Source organism: Leptolyngbya sp. O-77, from assembly GCF_001548395.1.
Lineage (GTDB): Bacteria > Cyanobacteriota > Cyanobacteriia > Elainellales > Elainellaceae > Thermoleptolyngbya.
Genome location: NZ_AP017367.1, coordinates 5,351,399 through 5,370,787, shown reverse-complemented (window position 1 = coordinate 5,370,787; position 19,389 = coordinate 5,351,399). Strand labels below are relative to the sequence as shown.

General features: G+C 53.1%; 14 protein-coding genes and 1 pseudogene. 4 read left to right on the top strand and 11 right to left on the bottom strand.

What is annotated here, in order from left to right; translation table 11 throughout:
- The first annotated feature begins 479 nt into the window (after positions 1-479).
- A complete protein-coding gene (gene miaB, locus O77CONTIG1_RS22640) occupies positions 480-1,835 on the top strand; it encodes a tRNA (N6-isopentenyl adenosine(37)-C2)-methylthiotransferase MiaB (protein ID WP_084782930.1) in 1,356 nt (451 codons plus the stop codon).
- On the opposite strand, the gene O77CONTIG1_RS22635 is transcribed toward miaB, so the two are convergent.
- On the bottom strand, positions 1,832-2,212 hold the full coding sequence (locus tag O77CONTIG1_RS22635) for a phage holin family protein (RefSeq protein ID WP_068515517.1): 381 nt from the start codon (positions 2,210-2,212) through the stop codon (positions 1,832-1,834). The genes miaB and O77CONTIG1_RS22635 overlap by 4 nt on opposite strands.
- A gap of 80 nt (positions 2,213-2,292) precedes the next feature.
- On the bottom strand, positions 2,293-2,595 hold the full coding sequence (locus O77CONTIG1_RS22630; protein WP_068515514.1) for a hypothetical protein: 303 nt from the start codon (positions 2,593-2,595) through the stop codon (positions 2,293-2,295).
- A 211-nt stretch (positions 2,596-2,806) separates the two neighbouring features.
- Here O77CONTIG1_RS22630 and rdgB point away from each other — a divergent pair, with 211 nt between their 5' ends.
- Positions 2,807-3,388 carry an RdgB/HAM1 family non-canonical purine NTP pyrophosphatase gene (gene rdgB / locus O77CONTIG1_RS22625; protein WP_068516901.1) on the top strand — a complete coding sequence of 194 codons (582 nt, stop codon included), beginning with the start codon at positions 2,807-2,809 and terminating at the stop codon, positions 3,386-3,388.
- 39 nt (positions 3,389-3,427) lie between these two features.
- On the opposite strand, the gene O77CONTIG1_RS22620 is transcribed toward rdgB, so the two are convergent.
- Positions 3,428-3,766 carry a P-II family nitrogen regulator gene (locus O77CONTIG1_RS22620; RefSeq protein WP_068515513.1) on the bottom strand — a complete coding sequence of 113 codons (339 nt, stop codon included), beginning with the start codon at positions 3,764-3,766 and terminating at the stop codon, positions 3,428-3,430.
- A gap of 160 nt (positions 3,767-3,926) precedes the next feature.
- On the bottom strand, positions 3,927-4,829 hold the full coding sequence (locus O77CONTIG1_RS22615; protein ID WP_068515510.1) for an alpha/beta fold hydrolase: 903 nt from the start codon (positions 4,827-4,829) through the stop codon (positions 3,927-3,929).
- Between the two features lie 455 nt (positions 4,830-5,284).
- Here O77CONTIG1_RS22615 and O77CONTIG1_RS24030 point away from each other — a divergent pair, with 455 nt between their 5' ends.
- Positions 5,285-7,186 carry a cache domain-containing protein gene (locus O77CONTIG1_RS24030; protein ID WP_225894648.1) on the top strand — a complete coding sequence of 634 codons (1,902 nt, stop codon included), beginning with the start codon at positions 5,285-5,287 and terminating at the stop codon, positions 7,184-7,186.
- 36 nt (positions 7,187-7,222) lie between these two features.
- Positions 7,223-7,405, top strand: coding sequence for a hypothetical protein (locus O77CONTIG1_RS25825; protein WP_197673276.1), 183 nt, complete (start codon positions 7,223-7,225; stop codon positions 7,403-7,405).
- 91 nt (positions 7,406-7,496) lie between these two features.
- On the opposite strand, the gene O77CONTIG1_RS22605 is transcribed toward O77CONTIG1_RS25825, so the two are convergent.
- From O77CONTIG1_RS22605 to O77CONTIG1_RS22585, 7 genes and pseudogenes are all read right to left on the bottom strand, one after another.
- Positions 7,497-7,862 (bottom strand): hypothetical protein, encoded by a 366-nt coding sequence (locus O77CONTIG1_RS22605; protein ID WP_156435608.1) that lies wholly within the window; start codon positions 7,860-7,862, stop codon positions 7,497-7,499.
- Between the two features lie 406 nt (positions 7,863-8,268).
- A complete protein-coding gene (locus tag O77CONTIG1_RS22600; RefSeq protein WP_156435605.1) occupies positions 8,269-10,218 on the bottom strand; it encodes a serine/threonine-protein kinase in 1,950 nt (649 codons plus the stop codon).
- 107 nt (positions 10,219-10,325) lie between these two features.
- Entirely contained in the window at positions 10,326-11,810 is a 1,485-nt protein-coding gene (locus O77CONTIG1_RS22595) for an AAA family ATPase (protein WP_068515501.1), read from the bottom strand.
- Positions 11,811-12,511: 701 nt separating this feature from the next.
- Positions 12,512-13,201 (bottom strand): ISL3 family transposase, encoded by a 690-nt coding sequence (locus O77CONTIG1_RS22590; RefSeq protein WP_286132713.1) that lies wholly within the window; start codon positions 13,199-13,201, stop codon positions 12,512-12,514.
- A 317-nt stretch (positions 13,202-13,518) separates the two neighbouring features.
- Positions 13,519-13,764, bottom strand: a complete 246-nt coding sequence (locus O77CONTIG1_RS28510) for a transposase family protein (RefSeq protein ID WP_225894811.1) — start codon at positions 13,762-13,764, stop codon at positions 13,519-13,521.
- 130 nt (positions 13,765-13,894) lie between these two features.
- A pseudogene (locus tag O77CONTIG1_RS26480) lies at positions 13,895-14,017 on the bottom strand (IS4 family transposase); the annotation flags it as partial.
- Positions 14,018-14,980: 963 nt separating this feature from the next.
- Positions 14,981-19,387, bottom strand: a complete 4,407-nt coding sequence (locus O77CONTIG1_RS22585; protein ID WP_068515495.1) for a tetratricopeptide repeat protein — start codon at positions 19,385-19,387, stop codon at positions 14,981-14,983.
- Positions 19,388-19,389: the final 2 nt, after the last annotated feature.

The following is a 19,389-nucleotide window of genomic DNA, read 5'->3' as shown; positions in this document are numbered from 1 at the left end:
CTAACCGAGAACCAAATCGCTAGCTTTATCGTTAGCTTTAGAGAACTGGGAACCGAGGCAACAGGGAAACGTGTCGGAGGGAACACACGGTGAGTCTGAATGTCTAACGCACGCGCCCGCAGCTGATGCGAGAGCGTCAAACAACTTGCCAAATCTCTCGAAGAATAAAGACATTGTAACCAAGGGCACGGAACCTGTGTGGTTTCTACGTGAAGTTGCGACGATGAATTTGCGGAAATTCCGTAAATTTTGAATCAAGGATTGGAATGACGAGAGGGGTGTGCGCTGTGTCGTACTGAGCAATATGGCTCTGCAAGGTTAGTACCAATGCCTCGAAGCCGATACCTTGAAGCCGATATCTCGAAGCCAAATGCCTCGAAGCCAATACGGCCCTACCCATCCAGTCCCCACCTATAATGATTAATGCCTTAGATTAATGCCTTATCAATCCTGACCCACCCGCAAGCTTATCTTCACCTATGACCGCCTCCCCTCGCCGTTTTCACATCACCACCTTCGGCTGCCAGATGAATAAGGCAGACTCCGAGCGGATGGCTGGCATTTTGCAAGACATGGGCTTTACTTGGTCAGATGATCCCGAAGCCGCAGATTTAATTCTCTACAATACCTGCACCATTCGTGACAATGCTGAGCAGAAAGTCTATTCCTACCTGGGGCGGCAGGCCAAACGCAAGCACGAACAGCCTGACCTGACGCTGATTGTGGCAGGTTGTGTCGCCCAGCAAGAGGGGGAAGCCCTGCTGCGTCGCGTGCCAGAGCTAGATCTGGTGATGGGGCCGCAGCACGCCAATCGTCTGCAAGACTTGCTGGAGCGGGTGTTTCAGGGTAGTCAGGTGGTGGCGACGGAGCCTGTCCACATTATGGAAGACATTACCCAGCCGCGCCGCGACAGCACGGTGACCGCCTGGGTCAACGTGATCTATGGCTGCAACGAGCGCTGCACCTACTGCGTGGTGCCTAATGTGCGGGGGGTAGAGCAGTCGCGCACACCGGAAGCGATTCGGGCTGAAGTTGAGGAGCTAGGGCGGCAGGGCTACAAAGAAATAACACTGTTGGGGCAAAATATCGATGCCTATGGGCGCGACCTGCCCGGAGCCACGCCAGACGGCCGCCACTTGCACACGCTCACCGACTTGCTCTATTTCATTCACGATGTGACAGGAATTGAGCGTATCCGGTTTGCCACCAGCCATCCGCGATATTTCACAGAGCGGCTGATTCGCGCCTGTGCTGAACTGCCCAAGGTCTGCGAGCATTTCCACATTCCCTTTCAGTCGGGAGACAACGACGTGCTGAAGGCCATGTCTCGCGGCTATACCCAGGAAAAGTATCGCCGCATTATCGACACGATTCGTCGCTACATGCCCGATGCGTCGATTAGCGCTGACGCAATTGTGGGCTTTCCGGGTGAGACGGAGGCGCAGTTTGAAAATACGCTGAAGCTGGTGAGCGATATCGGGTTTGACCAACTTAACACGGCCGCCTACTCACCGCGTCCGGGCACGCCCGCAGCCAACTGGAACCATCAGCTTTCGGAAGAGGTCAAGCGCGATCGCCTCCAGCGGTTGAATCATCTCGTTGCCGCTAAAGCAGCCGAGCGATCGCAGCGGTATCTGGGTCGCGTCGAAGCGGTGCTGGTGGAAGACCAAAACCCCAAAGACCCAACCCAGGTCATGGGGCGCACTCGCGGCAACCGCCTCACCTACTTTGAGGGCAACCTAGAGGAGCTGCGCGGACGGGTCGTTCCGGTCGAAATCACCGAAGTTCGTGCCTTTAGCCTGACAGGTCGTGCCCTCGTCGCCGCTGAATGCTAGCCTGCTAGCTGGGTATAGATGCCGAGTCTGCCCAGCAGCCAGAACAGGAAGCTGTTGATAAAACTGAGGGCGATCGCCCCCAGCAGCGCACTAACAAAACCCCAGCGCAGCCGAAACCCAGGCACCAAAAAGGCCGCCAGCCCAAACACAATTGCGGTTGCAATCAGACCAAACAACCCCAGTGTTAGCAGGTTCAGCAGCCTCAGCGAACTCAGCAGCGGCAACACCAGCGAATTGAGTGCGCCAATCACCAGCCCAGAGAGGAACGCCTTGGGGAAGCTGTCGATATCAATGCCAAGGGGCAAGTTAGAAATAATCACCAGGCTCACTGCCGTCACCAAGGCAAAAATGAGCAGTCCGATAATCCAGCCTTCCATAGTTTTGAAGTAATTTGCTAAAGAGTTGCTAAAGAGTTTTATGGTCTGAATCTTTTTGAAACTTTAATTTTTTCGAGTTTTTATTGTCCCTGGTTGGACTGCTGCAAACAGCCCTGCACGCCGCCCTTCATGGCTTCCGTGACGCGCCGATCCAGCCGACCCTGCGCCAAAAAGCTGTCTGCGGTGGTGCCAATGATTTGGTTGGCCTGGTCTTCAGTAATCAGTCCTTGATCCATCGCCACTTTGGCCGCCGTGCAAGCGCCAGAAGCTACGCCCACAAAGCCGCCCGTCACGCCGCCCCCTAGCGCTCCTAAGATACCGCCGAGAACGCCCCCAATCAAAAAGCTAATCAAGCAGAGAGAAAAAACGCGACCTGCCCGCATAACCCAACGCTTATTAAATAGAGAGTGCAAATTAAACAAAACCCCAGAACGGGTTCTCACAGCAAGGTCAACAGGCCAAAAGCTGCGACCCGCAATGGTTGCAGTTCAGTCTCAGTGAATCCACCGCATACCATACCAGATTTGCCTAGACTTAACAAAGTAAATGCGAGCAAGTCGCTGGAAAAATCCAGAGGGTGGGAGGTTGATGGCCATGCATTGCTTAATTGTGGCGACGGGAAATCCGGGCAAGGTGCAGGAAATGTCGGCCTACTTGGCTGGAACGCCGTGGGAGCTAAAACTGAAGCCTGCGGCGCTAGAGATCGAGGAAACGGGCAGCACGTTCCTGGAAAATGCGGCGCTGAAGGCCTCGCAGGTGGCAGCAGCAACAGGGGAATGGGCGATCGCCGATGACAGCGGACTCCAGGTGGACGCGCTGGGCGGTGCGCCGGGGCTATATTCGGCGCGATACGGCAAGAGTGATGCAGATCGGATTGCGCGACTGCTGCGGGAAATGGAGGGAAAGACCGATCGGCGGGCCCAGTTTGTCTGTGCAGTGGCGATCGCCCGTCCTGATGGTTCCATTGCGTTTCAGACCGAGGGCATCTGCCCCGGCGAAATTGCCACCTCCCCCGCAGGTGCAGGCGGCTTCGGCTATGACCCGATCTTCTACGTGCCGGAATACAGCATGACCTATGCAGAAATGCCCCCAGACCTGAAGCATCGCATCAGTCACCGGGGGCTTGCGTTTGCGGCGCTGCTGCCAGAGCTAGAGCGCCTCGCTGACGAAAGATAGACAGGAAATGCAAAATGGACAGCAGAATAGGCAGCGAGATTAAATCGCTTCCTGGTTAGCCTCGCCCGTGCGGATGCGGATAATCTTGTCTACCGGGGTGATGAAAATCTTGCCGTCGCCGATTTCTCCGGTGCGGGCGGCGGCAATCACCTTTTCCACCACCATGTCTACCTGCTCGTCTTCCACCACAATCTCAATTTTCAGCTTTTGTAAAAACTCTACGGTGTATTCCGATCCCCGGTAGCGCTCGGTTTGACCCTTTTGCCGCCCAAAGCCACGCACTTCGGAAACGGTCATCCCCACGATGCCCGCATTGACCAGGGCAATTTTGACTTCATCCAGCTTAAAGGGCCGAATAATCGCTTCTACTTTTTTCATTTAATCGATCACTCCTGAAAGTTTAAATTCAGTCCGCACACCAGCAGATTCGTTCTATCACCGCTTAGGGGAGCATTTTGTAGCTGGTGATACGTCGTTTTCATGATTAGTTTAAGGCTTTGGGGTGAGCAGTGCGCGAGTCTCCAAAGACGGAGGTCTGTCATTGGGCGTTGGGTTGGCAAAACTGGCAGATTGCAGTGGCGACCTCCTGCGGCTTTTCGAGGTGGGGTAGATGTCCGCATTGGGAAATCCAGATCAGTTGACTTTGGGGAATCCTGCGGGCTAGCCTAAGCGCGTCGCGGGTTCCCAAGATGCGGTCTGTGTCGCCCCAGAGGATTAGCGTGGGCGGACGGAGCGTGGACAGTTGAGAACGAAATGAACCGTAGCCGCCGCTGCGAGTGAACTGGGCCAGGGCTGTTTCCCAGTGGGGTTCTGCCAGGTGTAATGCCCCGCAGGCGTAGGCGCTGTCGGTGGCCAGTTGAGAATTGTAAAATGCCCGCCGCGTTACGTCTTGGCGCACCGTAGGACGAGCCAAAAACCGCGCTCCCTGTCGGGCGATCGCCATTGGCAGCAGTTTGGCAAAGGCTGGGCCGCTGCGATAGCCCGCGCTGTCAATTAGCACGAGCCGCTGCACCGCTTCGGGATAGCGCAGCGCAAAGTCGATCGCCGCCGCACCACCCATCGACACCCCCACCAGCACCACAGGTTGCCCAATTAGGGTTTTCCAGGCATAGTGCAAGTGTGTGCGGAGTGCTGTTGTATGAATGTCTAGGTCGGGTCGCCGCTCGGTAAACCCAAATCCCCACAGGTCAATCGCCCAGGTGTTGAAATAGGCTGCCAGCAGCGGCATCAGCCGCCGAAACTCCAGCAAGGAACTATCAAATCCGTGCAGCAGCAAAATCGGCGGATCGCCATTGCCCAGTTGCACTAGGTTGGTGGCGATCGCCTCTGAACAGAGCGACGTGACGATCGGCTCTCGTCGCATTTGTTCCAGCAGGGCGATGGCCTCCGGCTCAGTGATTCGGTCTTTTATGCTCAACTTGAGGTCAGTGCTGGATTGCATCCGTCGTCTTGTTGTTTCTGTCGGGGTTCAAAGTCTAAATTTCAACGCCCAACGTTGAATCATTACTGCTGGATATTGTTGAGTCGTTGCCCCATCGTTACACGATGAGCTATCGAATGGGCACTCAAGAGAGTTTGTGACCCTTTTGGATTCGCCTGTTCACTTCCCTACAGCAGACCCTGAAACAAGCCCCCGAAGCGGCTTGCCAGCAGCCCTGCCGTTAACCTCCATCTTCATCATGCCAGCCCCGCAACACTTGCTTTAATTCTCTTGTCCGAGGGTTATGATAGGCGAAACCTCCTACCAGGGGATATCTCACCCCCAGCCCTAAAATCCAAAACCCAAAACTCCTCTACCGCCTTCATGTCAGCGCCATAGAGCCATCCTTCTGTCCCTCCAGATTTATCCTCATCCGTTCAATGCCCAAGAGTTTGCCACTCAGAAACCTACTGATTTTGGCTTCGGTTGCCCAAATTATTGGAGTCGTGGGGCTAGTAGGCTACCTTTCGTTTCGCAATGGGCAAAAGGCGGTGAATGATTTGGCAAACCAACTCCGGCAAGAACTGACCGCCCGCATCGAGCGAGAGCTACAGGGCTATTTTGCCGTGCCCCACGAAATCAATCGGCTGAATGCCAGCGCTTTTTCCCTGGGCGATCTGGATATTGAAAATGCGTCGCGGGGCGAGAGCCAGTTTTACCAGCAGATGAAAATTGCGCCAACGGTAGCGTTTGTCTATTGCGGTAGCGCCCAGGCGGGGGAGTTTTTTGGCGTGCTGCGATCGCCCCAGGATGGCTCCCTACAATTGTCCTATGGCAATGCCTCCAACCAGTTTTTGCGGGAATATTACAGCCTGGACGTGCGAGGCGAGCGCACCTACCGCCTGCGCCAGCTCGACCGGCCCTTCGACTCGCGTCAGCGCCCGTGGTATAAAGCCGCAGTGCGAGCAGAGCGGCCCACCTGGACAGATATCTACATTGCATTTACGACCGGATTGCCCAACGTCACCGCCAGCCAGCCTGTATATGACAAAGCGGGGCGCAAGCTGATCGGCGTTTGCGCGACGGATGTGGTGCTGCCAGAAGAGTTTCGCATGTTTTTGCGGAATCTCCAGATCGGCAAAACGGGGCAGGCCTTCATCATGGATCGCAGCGGCAACCTGATTTCCAACTCCATCGACGAGCCGCTGATGCTGGGCGAAGGGCAGGATGCCAAGCTGTTGCCCGCCACTGCAAGTCAGGATCGGCTGGTGCGCGAAACAGCAGCTTACCTGACGCAGCGGTTTGGCGGGTTTGATGCCAGCGCGATCGCCCAGCCCCAGCGGCTAGATTTTTCGCTCAATGGGCAACGCCAGTTTCTTGAAGTGGTGCCGTTTCGCGACGGCTACGGGCTAGACTGGCTGATTGTCGTTGTCGTGCCAGAGTCAGACTTTATGGCGCAGATCGATGCCAACACGCGCAACACGGCGCTGCTCTGTTTGGGGGCGCTGGGGGCATCGATCCTGGGCAGCATCCTTACGGCTCGCTGGATCACCGGTCCGATCCTGCGCGTCACCCAGGCCACAGCGGGTATTGCCGAGGGCAACTGGGGACAGCCCGTTGAACCCATCGGCTCGATTACCGAAATTCAAACCCTGGCTAACACGTTTACCCGCATGAGCCACCAGCTCAAGGATTCCTTCGAGGCGCTGCGCCAAAGCGAAACCACCAACCGCGCCATCGTCACAGCGATTCCCGACTTGCTAATGCGGGTCAGCGGGGATGGAACCTACATCGACATTGTGGGGGGCGATCGCCTGCTGCAAGTCTACGGCAATGAGCAGTTTGTGCCTGGTTCCAACGTGACGGATTCGCTGCCGAGGGCGATCGCCGAAACTCGCCTCAAGTATATTCAGCAGGCCCTTACGACCGGGCGGCTTCAGGTCTACGAACAGCAAATCGAGGTCAATGGCAAGCGGCAGGATGAAGAAGTCCGCATTGCCGTCTTGGGACAAGATGAAGTGCTGATTATGGTGCGCGATATCACTGTCCGCAAACGGGTGGAAGAATCGCTTCGCATTGCTGAAGAAAAATATCGCAGCATTTATGAAAACGCCGTCGAAGGTATTTTTCAGTCCACGACCGATGGGCGATATATTAACGTCAACCCAGCCATGGCCCGCCTCTATGGGTACGATTCGCCCAAAGATATGGTGAATTCAGTAAAAGACATTTCGACCCAAATCTATGTCCATCCAGAGCGTCGCCAGGCCTTCAAAACAGCGCTAGAAATCACCGACCGGATTGAAGCGTTTACTTACCAGAGCTATCAAAAAGATGGGACGATGATCTGGGTGGAGGAAAGTACTAGAGCCGTATGAGATCCAAAAGGAAACATCCTTTATTACGAAGGCATTGTGCAGGATATTACCGAGCGAAAGCGCTGGGAAGAAGAGATTCGCCGCCACCTAGAAGAACTCCAGATCGAAATCGATCAAAGTCGTCGTGCTACAGAAGTAGAAATGATAACCCGCAGCAACTATTTTCAGGAGATTCAAGAAGAAATTTCGGGCTTTGATCTGGATCAATTCTGGAGCTAAAGTTGTGAGCTAAAGCTTCTACCGACGGAGCCTGCGCCTCTTAAAAACTCTAAACAATCGTAAATCAGGATGAGCCTTTGACGAAGCTGTCTTAAGCAGCACCTCTAGAGACAGACTGGGGAGCAATGCTCACGCCGTGCGTTTCAACATCCGTTGCACCAGATATGCTAAGAGAAATACAGCGAATTTGCTGAAGCAACTGTTGACTGGAGAGCTTGCCTGAGAGCATCACTACTGTCCCGCGTTGGTACACCTTTAGATGCTGCAAATCCTCGTAACTGAACTGCTGTTCTAATGCCTGCATGACGCGATTTGCAAGTCCGTTATAGTCGTACTCACCATCGATTCCAACTCGTTCTGGCGGAATCGTTTTGAAGAAAGGATGAGTCGCTTCTTTGGCAGATGACTGGGTGTTCATTTCTGTAGATTCAACGAATGACAAAGCTCCTGAAATCATAAATGCACATCCTTACTTATGATTTTCAGCTAGCGAATGGGGGGCTAGCTACATTTCTGCTGAATCTTCTCGATAGATTCACTTAATCTGAAATTATGTGAAGCCTAACATAAAGCTTAAGCAGGTGTAACTACTGAGAATCCGCCAGTCAGCCGACCTTTTACGTGTAAACACTTAGACTGGCTTCAAAAAATACAAAGCATAGATTAAGCAGCCTGGAAAATACGGTCAGCCTTGAGGGGTAAAACCCCTTGATTCCCTCAAATATAACAATCCAAGATGCCTGGTACATCAGGGTTTTAGCCGATTCAGTCAGCTTCCTGAAAAATTCATCGTTTACTAACTCGGAAACACGTGGCTACTGGGCAAGCCAAGTGAGTCTTTCTACTCAGTGGTTGAAACTTGCTTAGGATATCTGCCAGAGCCTGATTGTGCCGTCTCGTCCAGCGCTGGCGAGACGCTTCTCGGACAAAAATGCGACGCTCTCCACCGCAGCCGTGTGTCCCGTGAGAGTCGCTTGCAGCGCCCCCGTTTCTAGATTCCAGATTTTAACCGTAGTGTCGTGGCTGGCGGTAGACAGCAGGCGGGCGGATGGGTTGCAAGAGAGGGCCGTAATCGGCAATAGATGGCCGGTCAGGTTGTAGCGCAGCCCGCCCGCGTGTAGGTTTCGCAACTTAAGCGACATGTCCCAACTGCCGCTAAGGACGGTGCTGCTTTGCGCCGTAGCCGACTCTGGGGGTAGGGCGATCGCACTCACTTGGGCCCCGTGCCCCGATAGGGTTCGCAACAGTTCTCGCGTGCCAGTATGCCAAATTTTTACCGCGCCCTCTGCGCCACCGCTGACCAGGATTGGCTGCTGCGGGTGGAGGGCGATCGCCTCTACTGCCGCTTTGTGGCTGGTAAAGGTGGCGATCGCCTCGCCGGTGTGGGGCAGCCATTGGCGAATCGTTTTGTCGCGGCTGGCGCTGTAGAGGGTACCGTCGGGGGCAAAGGCGATCGCCGTCACCACGTCTGTATGGCCCGCCAGCGTCCGCGTCCGCGTGCCGGCCTGCCAGTCCCAGAGCTTGATGGTGCGGTCAAAGCCGCCACTGGCCAGCGTGTCGCCCAGGGGACTCACCGCCACCGTCGTCACGACCACCCCTGGCTCCTCAAATATCCACAGCGCCTCGCCGCGATCGCAGTCCCACACCACCAGCCGCCCGTCATTGCCGCCGCTAAACAGCAGATCTCGACCAGGGAGGGGGGCGATCGCATTTACCCCCGCCCCCACCTCCAGCGTCCTCACACAGCGCCAGTGGCTTTCGGGTTCGGGTTTTAGGCTGACCCTGGTTCCCGGACTGCCGACTGCCGATTCCTGATTCCGAATGCCAAGCACGTCCATCACCGCAGCGGCCGAAGAAAAGCGATCGCCCAGGCTCGTGGCCAGCATTTTGTCCAAAACCTGTGCCAGGGTGTCGCTGATGCTGCCCGCCACCGACCGCCAGTGCCACAGCCCCCGCACGCCGTCAAATAGCTCAAACGGACTCAGCCCTGTCAAAAGCTGAATGCAGGTTGCACCCAGGCTATATAGATCGCTGGCATAGGTGACCTGGCCCATGAGCTGCTCTGGCGCAGCATACTCGGCGCTGCCCATGAGGGTTCCCGGACGGGCCAGGGCGGATTGGGTGAGGCGTTTGGCTGCGCCAAAATCGACCAAGACGAGAGATTTTGGATTTTGGATTTTGGATTTTGGATTTTGGATTTTGGAGGGTTGCAGCCAGCCGGTTAGCTCTGGTACGTCCGTTAGTGCCCAACTGGCGACATCGAGTGCTGCCTGCTGCCCGCCGCTGGGGGGCTGCCCTTTGCGAATCAGGTTTGTGGGCTTGATGTCTCGATGGATAATCTGGTGGTCGTGGAGAAATTGCAGGAGGGGCAAGATCTCAGCCAGCAGGGCGCGAATTTGGGATTCGTCGAAGCTGCCGTCCTGGGTCATTTCCTGAAGTAGGCTGCGCCCTTCGATGAATTCCTGCACCAGAAATTGGGCATCTTCGCGCTCAAAATAGGCGTAGAGGTCGGGAATTTGCGGGTGGCTGCTGAGTTCGTCGAGCCGAGCCGTTTCTTGGCGAAAGCGTTCTTCGCCTGTTTGGTTTTGAAAGCGCTTGATGATGCAGCGGCTGTCGGTAATTTTGTGCGTGTCTAGCCCCAAAAAGGTGCGGCTCGATTCGCCATTGCCCAGGGGTTGATAGGCCCGGTAGCGATCGCCCAGCAGCAGTCGCGCCCCGCAAGTCTGACAAAAGCGATGGCTCTGGGGATTGGCGGGTTTGGGGCAGCGGGGGTTGAGGCAATACATGGGAATCCGTGCAGGGGAGTCCGTCAACGCAGGCGGGGGAGGGGTGTCCCGCTTTTGGATTTTAGATTGACGATTCTGGATTGCCAATCTGTCAATCTGACATGACTCCCTTTGTTATGACCTGTTATGACCTGTTATGACTTCTGACGGACTTTGCGCCCCCGGCTGCGCGGTCGCAGCGGAATGGAGAGGGAATGTCCCCGCAGGTTGATCGCCCGCTGCAAGTGCTGAACCAGCGGGGCATCGTTGGCAAGCTGAAGCTGGCGGGCGGTCTGGGCGATCGCCCTAATCTCGCGACCAGAGACGACAAGCTGCTTTGCCAGGGTGTCCCAGTCGATGGGGCTGTTTTGGGGAAACAGGTCTGTTTGCTGCCAAAGCTGCAAGCGCTGGGTCGCGTCGGGCATCGCAAACGAGAGAATCAGGCGAAGCTGGCGCTGCCAGGGTAGGGCGATCGCCTCGGCATGGGGCAGGCTAAACAGGGTCAGCGTTCCGTCTTCTTGTCGGAGGGAGAGCAGGCGGGACATATCCGCTGGGGCGATCGCCGCTGATCGTCTTAGCCAAAGCTGGGCCGATTTCACCAGCAGTAGCGGTGGGCGGGTCGCCTCGATGTCTTGCAAGAGCAGGGGAAAATCGGACGGATTGACCTGCGCCAGATCGACCGTTGCCAGGGGTTGCCCCAGCGTGTGGGCGATCGCCCTAGCGGCCAGGGTTTTGCCCACTCCCGATGGCCCAGCCAGCACGGCGAGGGGGCTACTAGCCGTCGGAGAGACGGCAGCGGCGCTGGCCAGGTCACAGAGCGATCGCAGCCGCTCGATCAGCGGTTCTGGCAGCACCAGCGCATCCCACTGCGCCTGCGGCCGGCTGAGGGTCAAAAACGACTTGATGGCAGTAGGTTTCAACAGGCAATCGAGCGCTTCTGGCTGGGGCTGTTCGTCTAGCAAAAAGTTGACCAAGGGAGCCGCCAGTCGCAGCGATTGGTTGAGCAGCGTATCCGTGTTGCGGGGGTGTCGCTCTAGCAGCCCCAGCTTTAGCAGCGGCGCGTCATCCAGCAGGCGCGATCGCCCAGCCCGCCATTCCTGGTCATTGCGGCACAGCAGTTGCAGCGCCAGGTTCACCGTCGGCAGGTCAGATATGGCAGACTCTTCCCCCTGCAAAAAGCGATACAAACGGGCATAGCGACGGTTCACCTCTGGGGCGATCGCCAGCAAAATCACCTGCTTTTCAAACAGCGAAAGCTGGAGGCGATCGCACAACATCGGTAGCCCCAGTGAAATGCCGCGGGCCTCTGTCGCCCGGATGCGTCCCTCAAGCTGCTGCTGATAGCCCGGTCGGGGTGTGGTCACCGCGGTTGTCGCAGGCGGCTGGCGATATTCGTCGTAGCAAATCTTGCCGTCCAGCGAAATCACGCCCTGCCACCAGTGGCTCGTCACTCGGTCTGCCCGCGACTGCGCCACCCGGTCGATTTCTTTGGCTTCCTTTTTTTGTCGCGCCACCGCCACCATCAACATCCGTTCTAGCCAGCCTAGTTCGGTCTTCAGGTAGCTCCAGTTGTCGGCAAATCCGGCGGATGCTCCCGTGGGCGGCTCTGGTAATGACTCAGTAAGGGGTTCTGCGGACATGAGAAGGTTAATGGGTTAGGGATAATGACTCCGCAAGGCTGATGCGAAGAGGGTGGGGGTTGAAACATCAGGCGGGGTGCATCAGGGTTGTAAAAGTGAGCGGTGCTAATCCAACGGATGGATTACCCGTCAACAGGCTTTCCTCAAAATCTCCTGTAATCTCAATCTCCTTGGGACTTACGCACTAGAACCTACGCACTTTCGGTTAACCTTTCTGGGTTTTGGACGATTTCTCGTGGGTGAAGACCGCGAGAAATCGTCCAACTGCGTAAGTCCTACTCCTTCTAAATCTCCTTCAAAAGGAGGATTTTGATCCACTGGCTCTTTTTTCTGAACTTTGCATATTGTTTTGAGATTGTTTTGAGATTGTTTTGAGAAAGCGCTAGCTCAAGGCGGAATCCAGGGTTCCAAGTGGCTCCACCCCCAAAACACTAATCTTTAGTATTCCCACTCGGAAAGTATTCCCACTCGGAAACTGTCGTCAACCTTGAGGGATAATGAAGCGCGATCGCCCGATTGGATGAACCGCCGTGATCTTGGGAACTCAGTATGTTGGGTTCTCCCATCAGTACGGTGATAACTTTATTTAATCAGAGAAGCAGGCTAATAGTCTTTCTCGAAAATTGTTGAAATTGACAAAGCCATAAGCTTGCCGTTTAATCAATTTAATGGTTCTCCCGTCAGTACGGTGATAACTTTATTTAATCAGAGAAGCAGGCTAATAGTCTTTCTCGAAAATTGTTGAAATTGACAAAGCCATAAGCTTGCCGTTTAATCAATTTAATTCGGTTGTTGATTCCCTCCATTGCGCCACTCGTTGTGCGATTCCGAAAGTAGTTGCTAATTCCATCTAAATGGTTACGAATCGTTGTGCTTGCTTCTCTATAGACGACTCGCGCTTTATCGAGCCACCCTTGGATCTGACGCTTGCCTTCCTCAACGGTTAATGGTTGTTCATAAATCGCGCGAAACTCTTCTTTCCACTCATAGGCTTTTCCTAATCGCTTTGACCGTTTCAGAATCTCTTCTAACTTTGTCTTTTCTTCTGCTGTTAAATCCTTGCCATTCTTGAGCAAAATGAATTTGCTACCTCGGTCTGATACACCCGATTGTCTACGAATTTTATTTAACTCCTCATTGACTAATTTCATGACATGAAAGCGGTCAATCACTACCACGGCATTGGGAAACACCCTCTTGACTACCTTTGGGAATCCTCCCCACATATCCACGCTCACCTCTTCAACTTTTGCACGCACCTCTAGGGGCTGCTGCTTCAGGGTTTCAATAATGTCTTCCTGTTGGTGACTGTCAATCACTTCAATCAATTTCCCGGTCTCAACGTCGCCGATAACGGTGGCGAAGTTTTGATGCCCTTTCCGCTTGCTGATTTCATCAATCCCAATGCGTTTGACTCCTGCCCATCCTGTGTTTTTTTCTATGCATACTGATGCTTGAAAATCCCTTCAATGCGCTCAAAGCTTAACCCTTCTACGCGACCCACTTGCTCCATACTTGACAGTTGTACTTGCTGGTAAATATGCTCCTCATAGCGTCGAGTGCAGAAGTGTTGAATCTCGATACACAACTTTACAAACCTGGAGATTTTTGGCGAGTTTGAGCTTCTGTTAATGAGAATGGGGTCAATAGTCAGACCAATTCGGTATCACCAGCACCAACGCACAACTTGGCACTACCCGCCAAAATCTTAAGATTCAACACTTGTGCGTCGAGTGTACTGCCGTCCTGCATCCATAAATGTCAATGACTCAGTAAAATAACGTTGACAATCACGACAATAAAACTGACGACGAGGAATTTTCAAATAAGTGACTTGACCAAAAATCGATAGGTCTCGAATCAAAATCGGACGGTTTTGATGCAACTCCGAACTTGATTTCTTACAGTGTGGACAGCTAGATTCTTGATTGAGCAAGCGCAACTTTAAGTACACTTCATTGTTTTTTGAATGCAACTTTCAACCGTAACGTGAGGGAAGCTAAGCAATCTATCAAGATGTATGTCCATTGGCGCAACCCCTGACTTAAAGTATCATATTATACGATTTTCACCCCGGATCCGGAAGAGCCGTCTAAAACGAAGGTTAACCAGATTTCAAAAAATAAGCGTGAGTTCAACACGGGATAGTCATGCGCGCAGAGTTGCTGCAATATGGATTTGACAATTTTAGGAAACGTGGCTATCATTAGACGTTATTTTTTTCTTTATCCGGGGACAGAATACTGCATTTTGCCCCCATTTTTTCTTTGCTTAACCTAACTTTCAACACTTCTGGTCGGTTACATCAGTGATTTAGCGTTAGAGGCAGCCGAGTTTCTGCCTCACATTCAGCAACATTGGAGCATTGAGAACCGCTTACACTGGGTTAGAGATACGACCTTTCAAGAAGATACGGCTCGTCCCGGTGGTAACGCTCCAGTCAATTGGGCGATCTTAAATTGTTTTCTCATCACCCTTGTGCGACAACTCGGTTATCGCACCGTTCCTCAAGGAGCACGAGTCCTGGCAAATCAGGTTCAGCGGGTCTTTGAGTTCTTAACTCAAGGATTTCCTCCGCCTAAATGAAACCTCCCTGCTCTCCCGCTCTGGGAGAGGGGTTGGGGTGTAGCTTGCTTCTGCGGAGCAGTGGGCGATCCGAGTTTTGCCAGTCAACCAGGATTGAACCACTCAATCAATTCTGCATCAACTCTGCATTGTTTCGGAATTTAGCGACGATACCGACATTGGTCTCAATCGCCTTGTAGTCTGGCCAACTAGAGAGTTCGCCCAAAGGGGTTTGGATTCGGACTTTGCCACCATCAACCCCCAATTCCCGGATCGGGTTCTCAACTGGCGCTATGGGTTCAGGAAATTCGTACCCCTACACTAAGCGCTGTTGAGTCTTTGCAATGACTCTGATGCCGGTCATCATCGCTACATCCTTTTTCCGCATCGGCATAACTGACATTGGCGCTCGAACACAAACAACACTGTTCCAGATAGAAACTCAGTTGCTTACCTTTGCCCACTCCTAAAATTTCAGTTTGCCGACTGCGAATGGGAAGGTTGCCTAGAATGCTTTTTAGGGTGTGCTGGTATCCTTCTGCTGTTTTGGTAACGTTGCGGATAAAAAAACACCCATTTGCGGACTGACATGTTCTTGAAGTTGCTCACGAATCACCGAGCCGATTTCTGGCTTCCACAACCCATATAAGGTAAGGATTGATCTCTAGCGCCCGATCAAAGTCGGCCAGAGCTTCTGCGCTGCGCCCCATCGCTTGATAAACCAGCCCCCGACGACCGATCGCCCAGTAAGGCGCATCACTCTTTACCAAATCAATAGCCTGATTAAAATCAGCCAGCGCCTCATCATAACGCCCCATCAAGCGATAGGTTTCACCCCGACTGGCGATCGCCCAATAATCTTCAGGCTCCAGTTCCAGTGCCCGACGAATATCCGCCAGCGCCTCGTCATAGCGCCCCATTTGGGCATAAGTATAGCCCCGACTGGCGATTGCCCTGGCATCTCGACTATCCAGTGCGATCGCTCGATTGAGGTCAGCCAGCGCCTCGTCATAGCGCCCCATTTCTGTGTAAGTCAAGCCTCGATTAGAAATTGCATCTACATCATTACTATCTGTCAAAATCCTCTGATTAAGAATGCCTAGCACTCGATCAAATTGTCTAACATCCCGCAGTTCAGCAATAACCCAACCTAAAGCTGGGTCAAGCTGAAGCGCACGGTCAAAATCTGCGAGAGCAGCATCAATACGCCCCATTGCCCGATAGACCTGCCCTCGACTGCCCAGCGACCATGCATCCTCATAGTTATACAACTCAAGGGCTTGATTAAAGTCTTCCAAGGCTAGCTCATAGCGCTCTAGCAAGCGATAGGTTTCCCCACGATGAGTAAATACCCAGGCAGACTGATTACCTAACTCAATGGCTCGATTGAAATCAACCAGTGCTTCTTCATATCGTCCCATTTGGCGGTAGGTTTGACCGCGACTGGCGATCGCCCAGGCATAGTTGTTATTCAGTTCAATCGCTCGATTGAAATCTACCAAGGCTGCATCATATTCATCCATTTGGCGATAGGTTTCTCCACGATTGGCGATCGCCCAAGCATATCTGTTATTCAGCTCAATCGCTCGATTAAAATCCGCCAGCGCTGCATCATAGTTTCCCATTTGGCGATAGGTTTCTCCGCGGTTGGCGATCGCCCTAAAGTCACCAGCATTAACTGAGATTAAATGATTGAGCGCTTTTAGCACTGGTTCAAATACATCCAAATCTCGTAGCTCATCAATTACCCAGTATGTGCCTGGGGCAAGCTGGAGGGCTTGTGTAAAGTCTGCAACGGCTTTATCAGGTTGTCCCAAGGCTCGATAAACTTGACCGCGGCTGCCAATCGCCCACACGTATTCTTTGTCAAGCTCAATTGCTCGGTTAAAGTCTGCCAATGCTTGGTCGTATTGCTCGATCAGGCGATAGGTTTCCCCGCGTTCTGCAAAAGCCCAAGCGTAATTATCGTCGATTTCAATCGCACGACTCAAATCGTAGACTGCTTTTTGATATTGCTCTAATCGACGATACACTGCTCCACGATTAGCAATTGCAACAGCATAGTTTGAGTCAATACTAATCGCATGACTGAAGTTTTCAACAGCGGCTTCAAAGTTGCCCTGCTCCCAGTAAATGCTGCCTCGGTTATTATAAGCGCTGGCGTATTTTGGGTTGATTTCAACAGCACGAGTATAGTCTGCTTCGGCTGCTTCTAAGTTTCTCATATATCCATAGGTAATACCGCGATTGTTGTAGGCGATCGCGTATTTAGGATCCAGCTCAATGGCACGATTGTAATCAGCGATCGCAGCGTCATACGCCTGCTGAGCGCGATGGGCATTTGCTCGTGCTGTGTAGGCTGCTGAAAAGTTGCTTTGAATAGAAATTGCCTGATCAAACTGGGCGATCGCTTCAGAATATTCTCCGTCAACTAGGAATGTAAATCCCTGATAGTAGTGAGATCTAGCTTGTTGTTCTGGGCTGTCTTTGGGCAATAAGTTAATCGATGCCTGGATGACTGCTAAATCTTCTCTTCTTAGCAAAGTATTGAGAGGAACCATAACAACCAATCCAGAAGCCTCAGAACTTGAAGCACTTTCGATGTTATTCAGAATACTTGCCCGCTTTAATTCAATAGTCTCCGTTGTGCTAGAACTGCCCCCAACCCAACTCTCAATTACGCGGTCTAAAGTTTGCTGCAAGTTTGCAATTGCTGTACTTGAATTAGCTTTGACAGCTTGATTATAGGAATCGATTGCTTCTATCATTTGCCCTGATCCATAGAGCGCAATCCCCCGATTCATCCACGCTTCGGGGTAGTCATTTTTGAGGGCGATCGCCTGTTCATAAGCAGCGATCGCCTCTTCGTATCGCTCCAATTGAGAGAGCGCATCACCTCGCCCAAAATGAGCAATGAAGTTTCCTTCAGGCTCTAGCACTAGCGCTTTTTCAAAATCCTCTAGTGCCTGCTGAGGGTTAGATTGAGTTTGCAGCGCCCCTCGCACAATCCACACCGGAAAGTTATCTGGATTAGCGGCCAAAATTTGAGTAAGTTGCTCAATCGTTTCGCTCAGGTTTTCTCGCGCACGGGTCAGCGCAGCCGTCAGAGGAATAACATCTTCTAAGTTGCGCTGCTGAACATCAGATTTTTCCTGCCATTGTTGGGCTTCTGTGCGGGCTGTTTCTGCTTCTGTTTGAGCCGTTTCTCGCTCAATTTGCACAAGCTCAAGATCTCGCTGAGCAGTGGCGACCCGGCTTTGAAGCTGATTGTATTGCTGCCGAGTGTCTTGCTGGGCGATGCGTGCTTTTTGCACATCCTGAGCAATTTGCTGATTTTTTTGCTCCAGAGCGCTGGTACTCTCGATCAGTTTCTCTTTCTCAGCCTCAATGTCAGTCAGCGCCTTAGAAATCAAGTCTTTTTCTCGATTTGCATCGCCCGTCTGCTCAATTGCGCTGAATAATTGCTGTTTCACCAGATCGCTCTGAGCAGTTGTTTCTCCCAGACTCTTTTTGGCTCTTACGGTTTCCAGTCCTGCTGTGAGGGCCAGCACGCTGACTAGCGCCAGCAGCGCGCCTGCCCATTTGGTGCGACCCTGCACTCGCTTTAGGTCACGATGGGCAGTGTCGAGTTCTCGGTTGACGCGGTTCAGGGTTTGCGTGCGATCGGCGAGCTGCTGCTGGGTGTGTTCTAGGTCGCGGCGCAATCCTAGCTTCTGGCTTTCTACCAGATATTGATAGTCTTGCTTGCTGAGGCTGCGGGCTTCGGCCCATTCCAGGGCTTGCTCTAGCGCTTCGCCTTGCAGCAGATACTTGTCTTGGCGATCGCCCCGCAGCCACTTCTGGAACCGTTGCGCGTAGGGACGAATAGTTGCAAAAGCGTCTTCGATCCACTGCTGATTAAACACCCGTTCATAAATCTGGTTGTAGATTTTGAGCTTGTTGCCGCGTTTTACAACCAGCCCTGTTAGCCGCAGATCCATTTGTTCTGGGCTAATGTCTGCATCCACTGCGCCATGCAGCAAAATCTGCTGATATAAACCGAGCAATTGGCTGGTGTTTGGGGCACCGCTACGCAAGAGGCGATCGCGAATTGTTTTCAGGTGCGGCGGCACGTCCTGCGATTCCCAATGGTCAATAATCTTGTCGTAGGTAACCTGCTTCACCAGATCCGCTGCCGCCATCGGCTGAACTGCCGCATCCAATTCTCTAGACACCAGATCCAGCAGCTTTTGCGTCAGAAACGGCTGTCCCCCTGTCCAGTCCAGCACTGCCTGCAACACCGACTGCGGATCATCCACCCGCCCCGCCAGTCCCTTCGCCAGGGGCGCAGCTTCTGCCAGGGTGAACCCCGTCAACTCGACTTCGTGCCCTACGTTAAAGGACGACTGCTGACGACCGCGAATCAGGTCATAGGGCGTTGCCACACCGAGGAATGCAAAGGTAAGGCGGCGATATTCTGGTTTTTCAGCCCGCTTTTCATAGAGCGATCGGATAAATACAAAAAAGCCATCGGTATCAAACTTCAGGCTGAGCAGATTATCAACTTCTTCAACAAAAATGACCACAGGCTGCGACGTGTGCGGCAGCAAAATCTGGTCAATAAACTCGTAAAACCGCTCTACAGCCGAAATAGACTGGGCATCCAGCGCCTTCCACCAGTTCGCAAAGTCGATGTGCGCTTCTAGATGCAGATCGTCGATTAACCGCTTGATCGTACCCGCATACCATTGATCTTCTCGCAGGGTTGTGCCGCGTGTTTGCGGATCGATGACAGCACAGGCGATGCCGTCGTCCTCCTGTAATTTTTGCATGGTGCGGACTCGCAGGCTGGATTTGCCCATCTGCCGCGAGTTAAACACAAAGCAATATTCGCCAGCTTTGAGGCGGCTATATAGCTCTCGGTCGGCCTGGCGCTCGACGTAAGCGAGGCTGTCCGTTGGTAAGCTGCCGCCGACTTGATAGCGAAACAGGGCAGGCAGTGGAGTGGATAGCGGGTCGGGTAGAGCAGTCATGG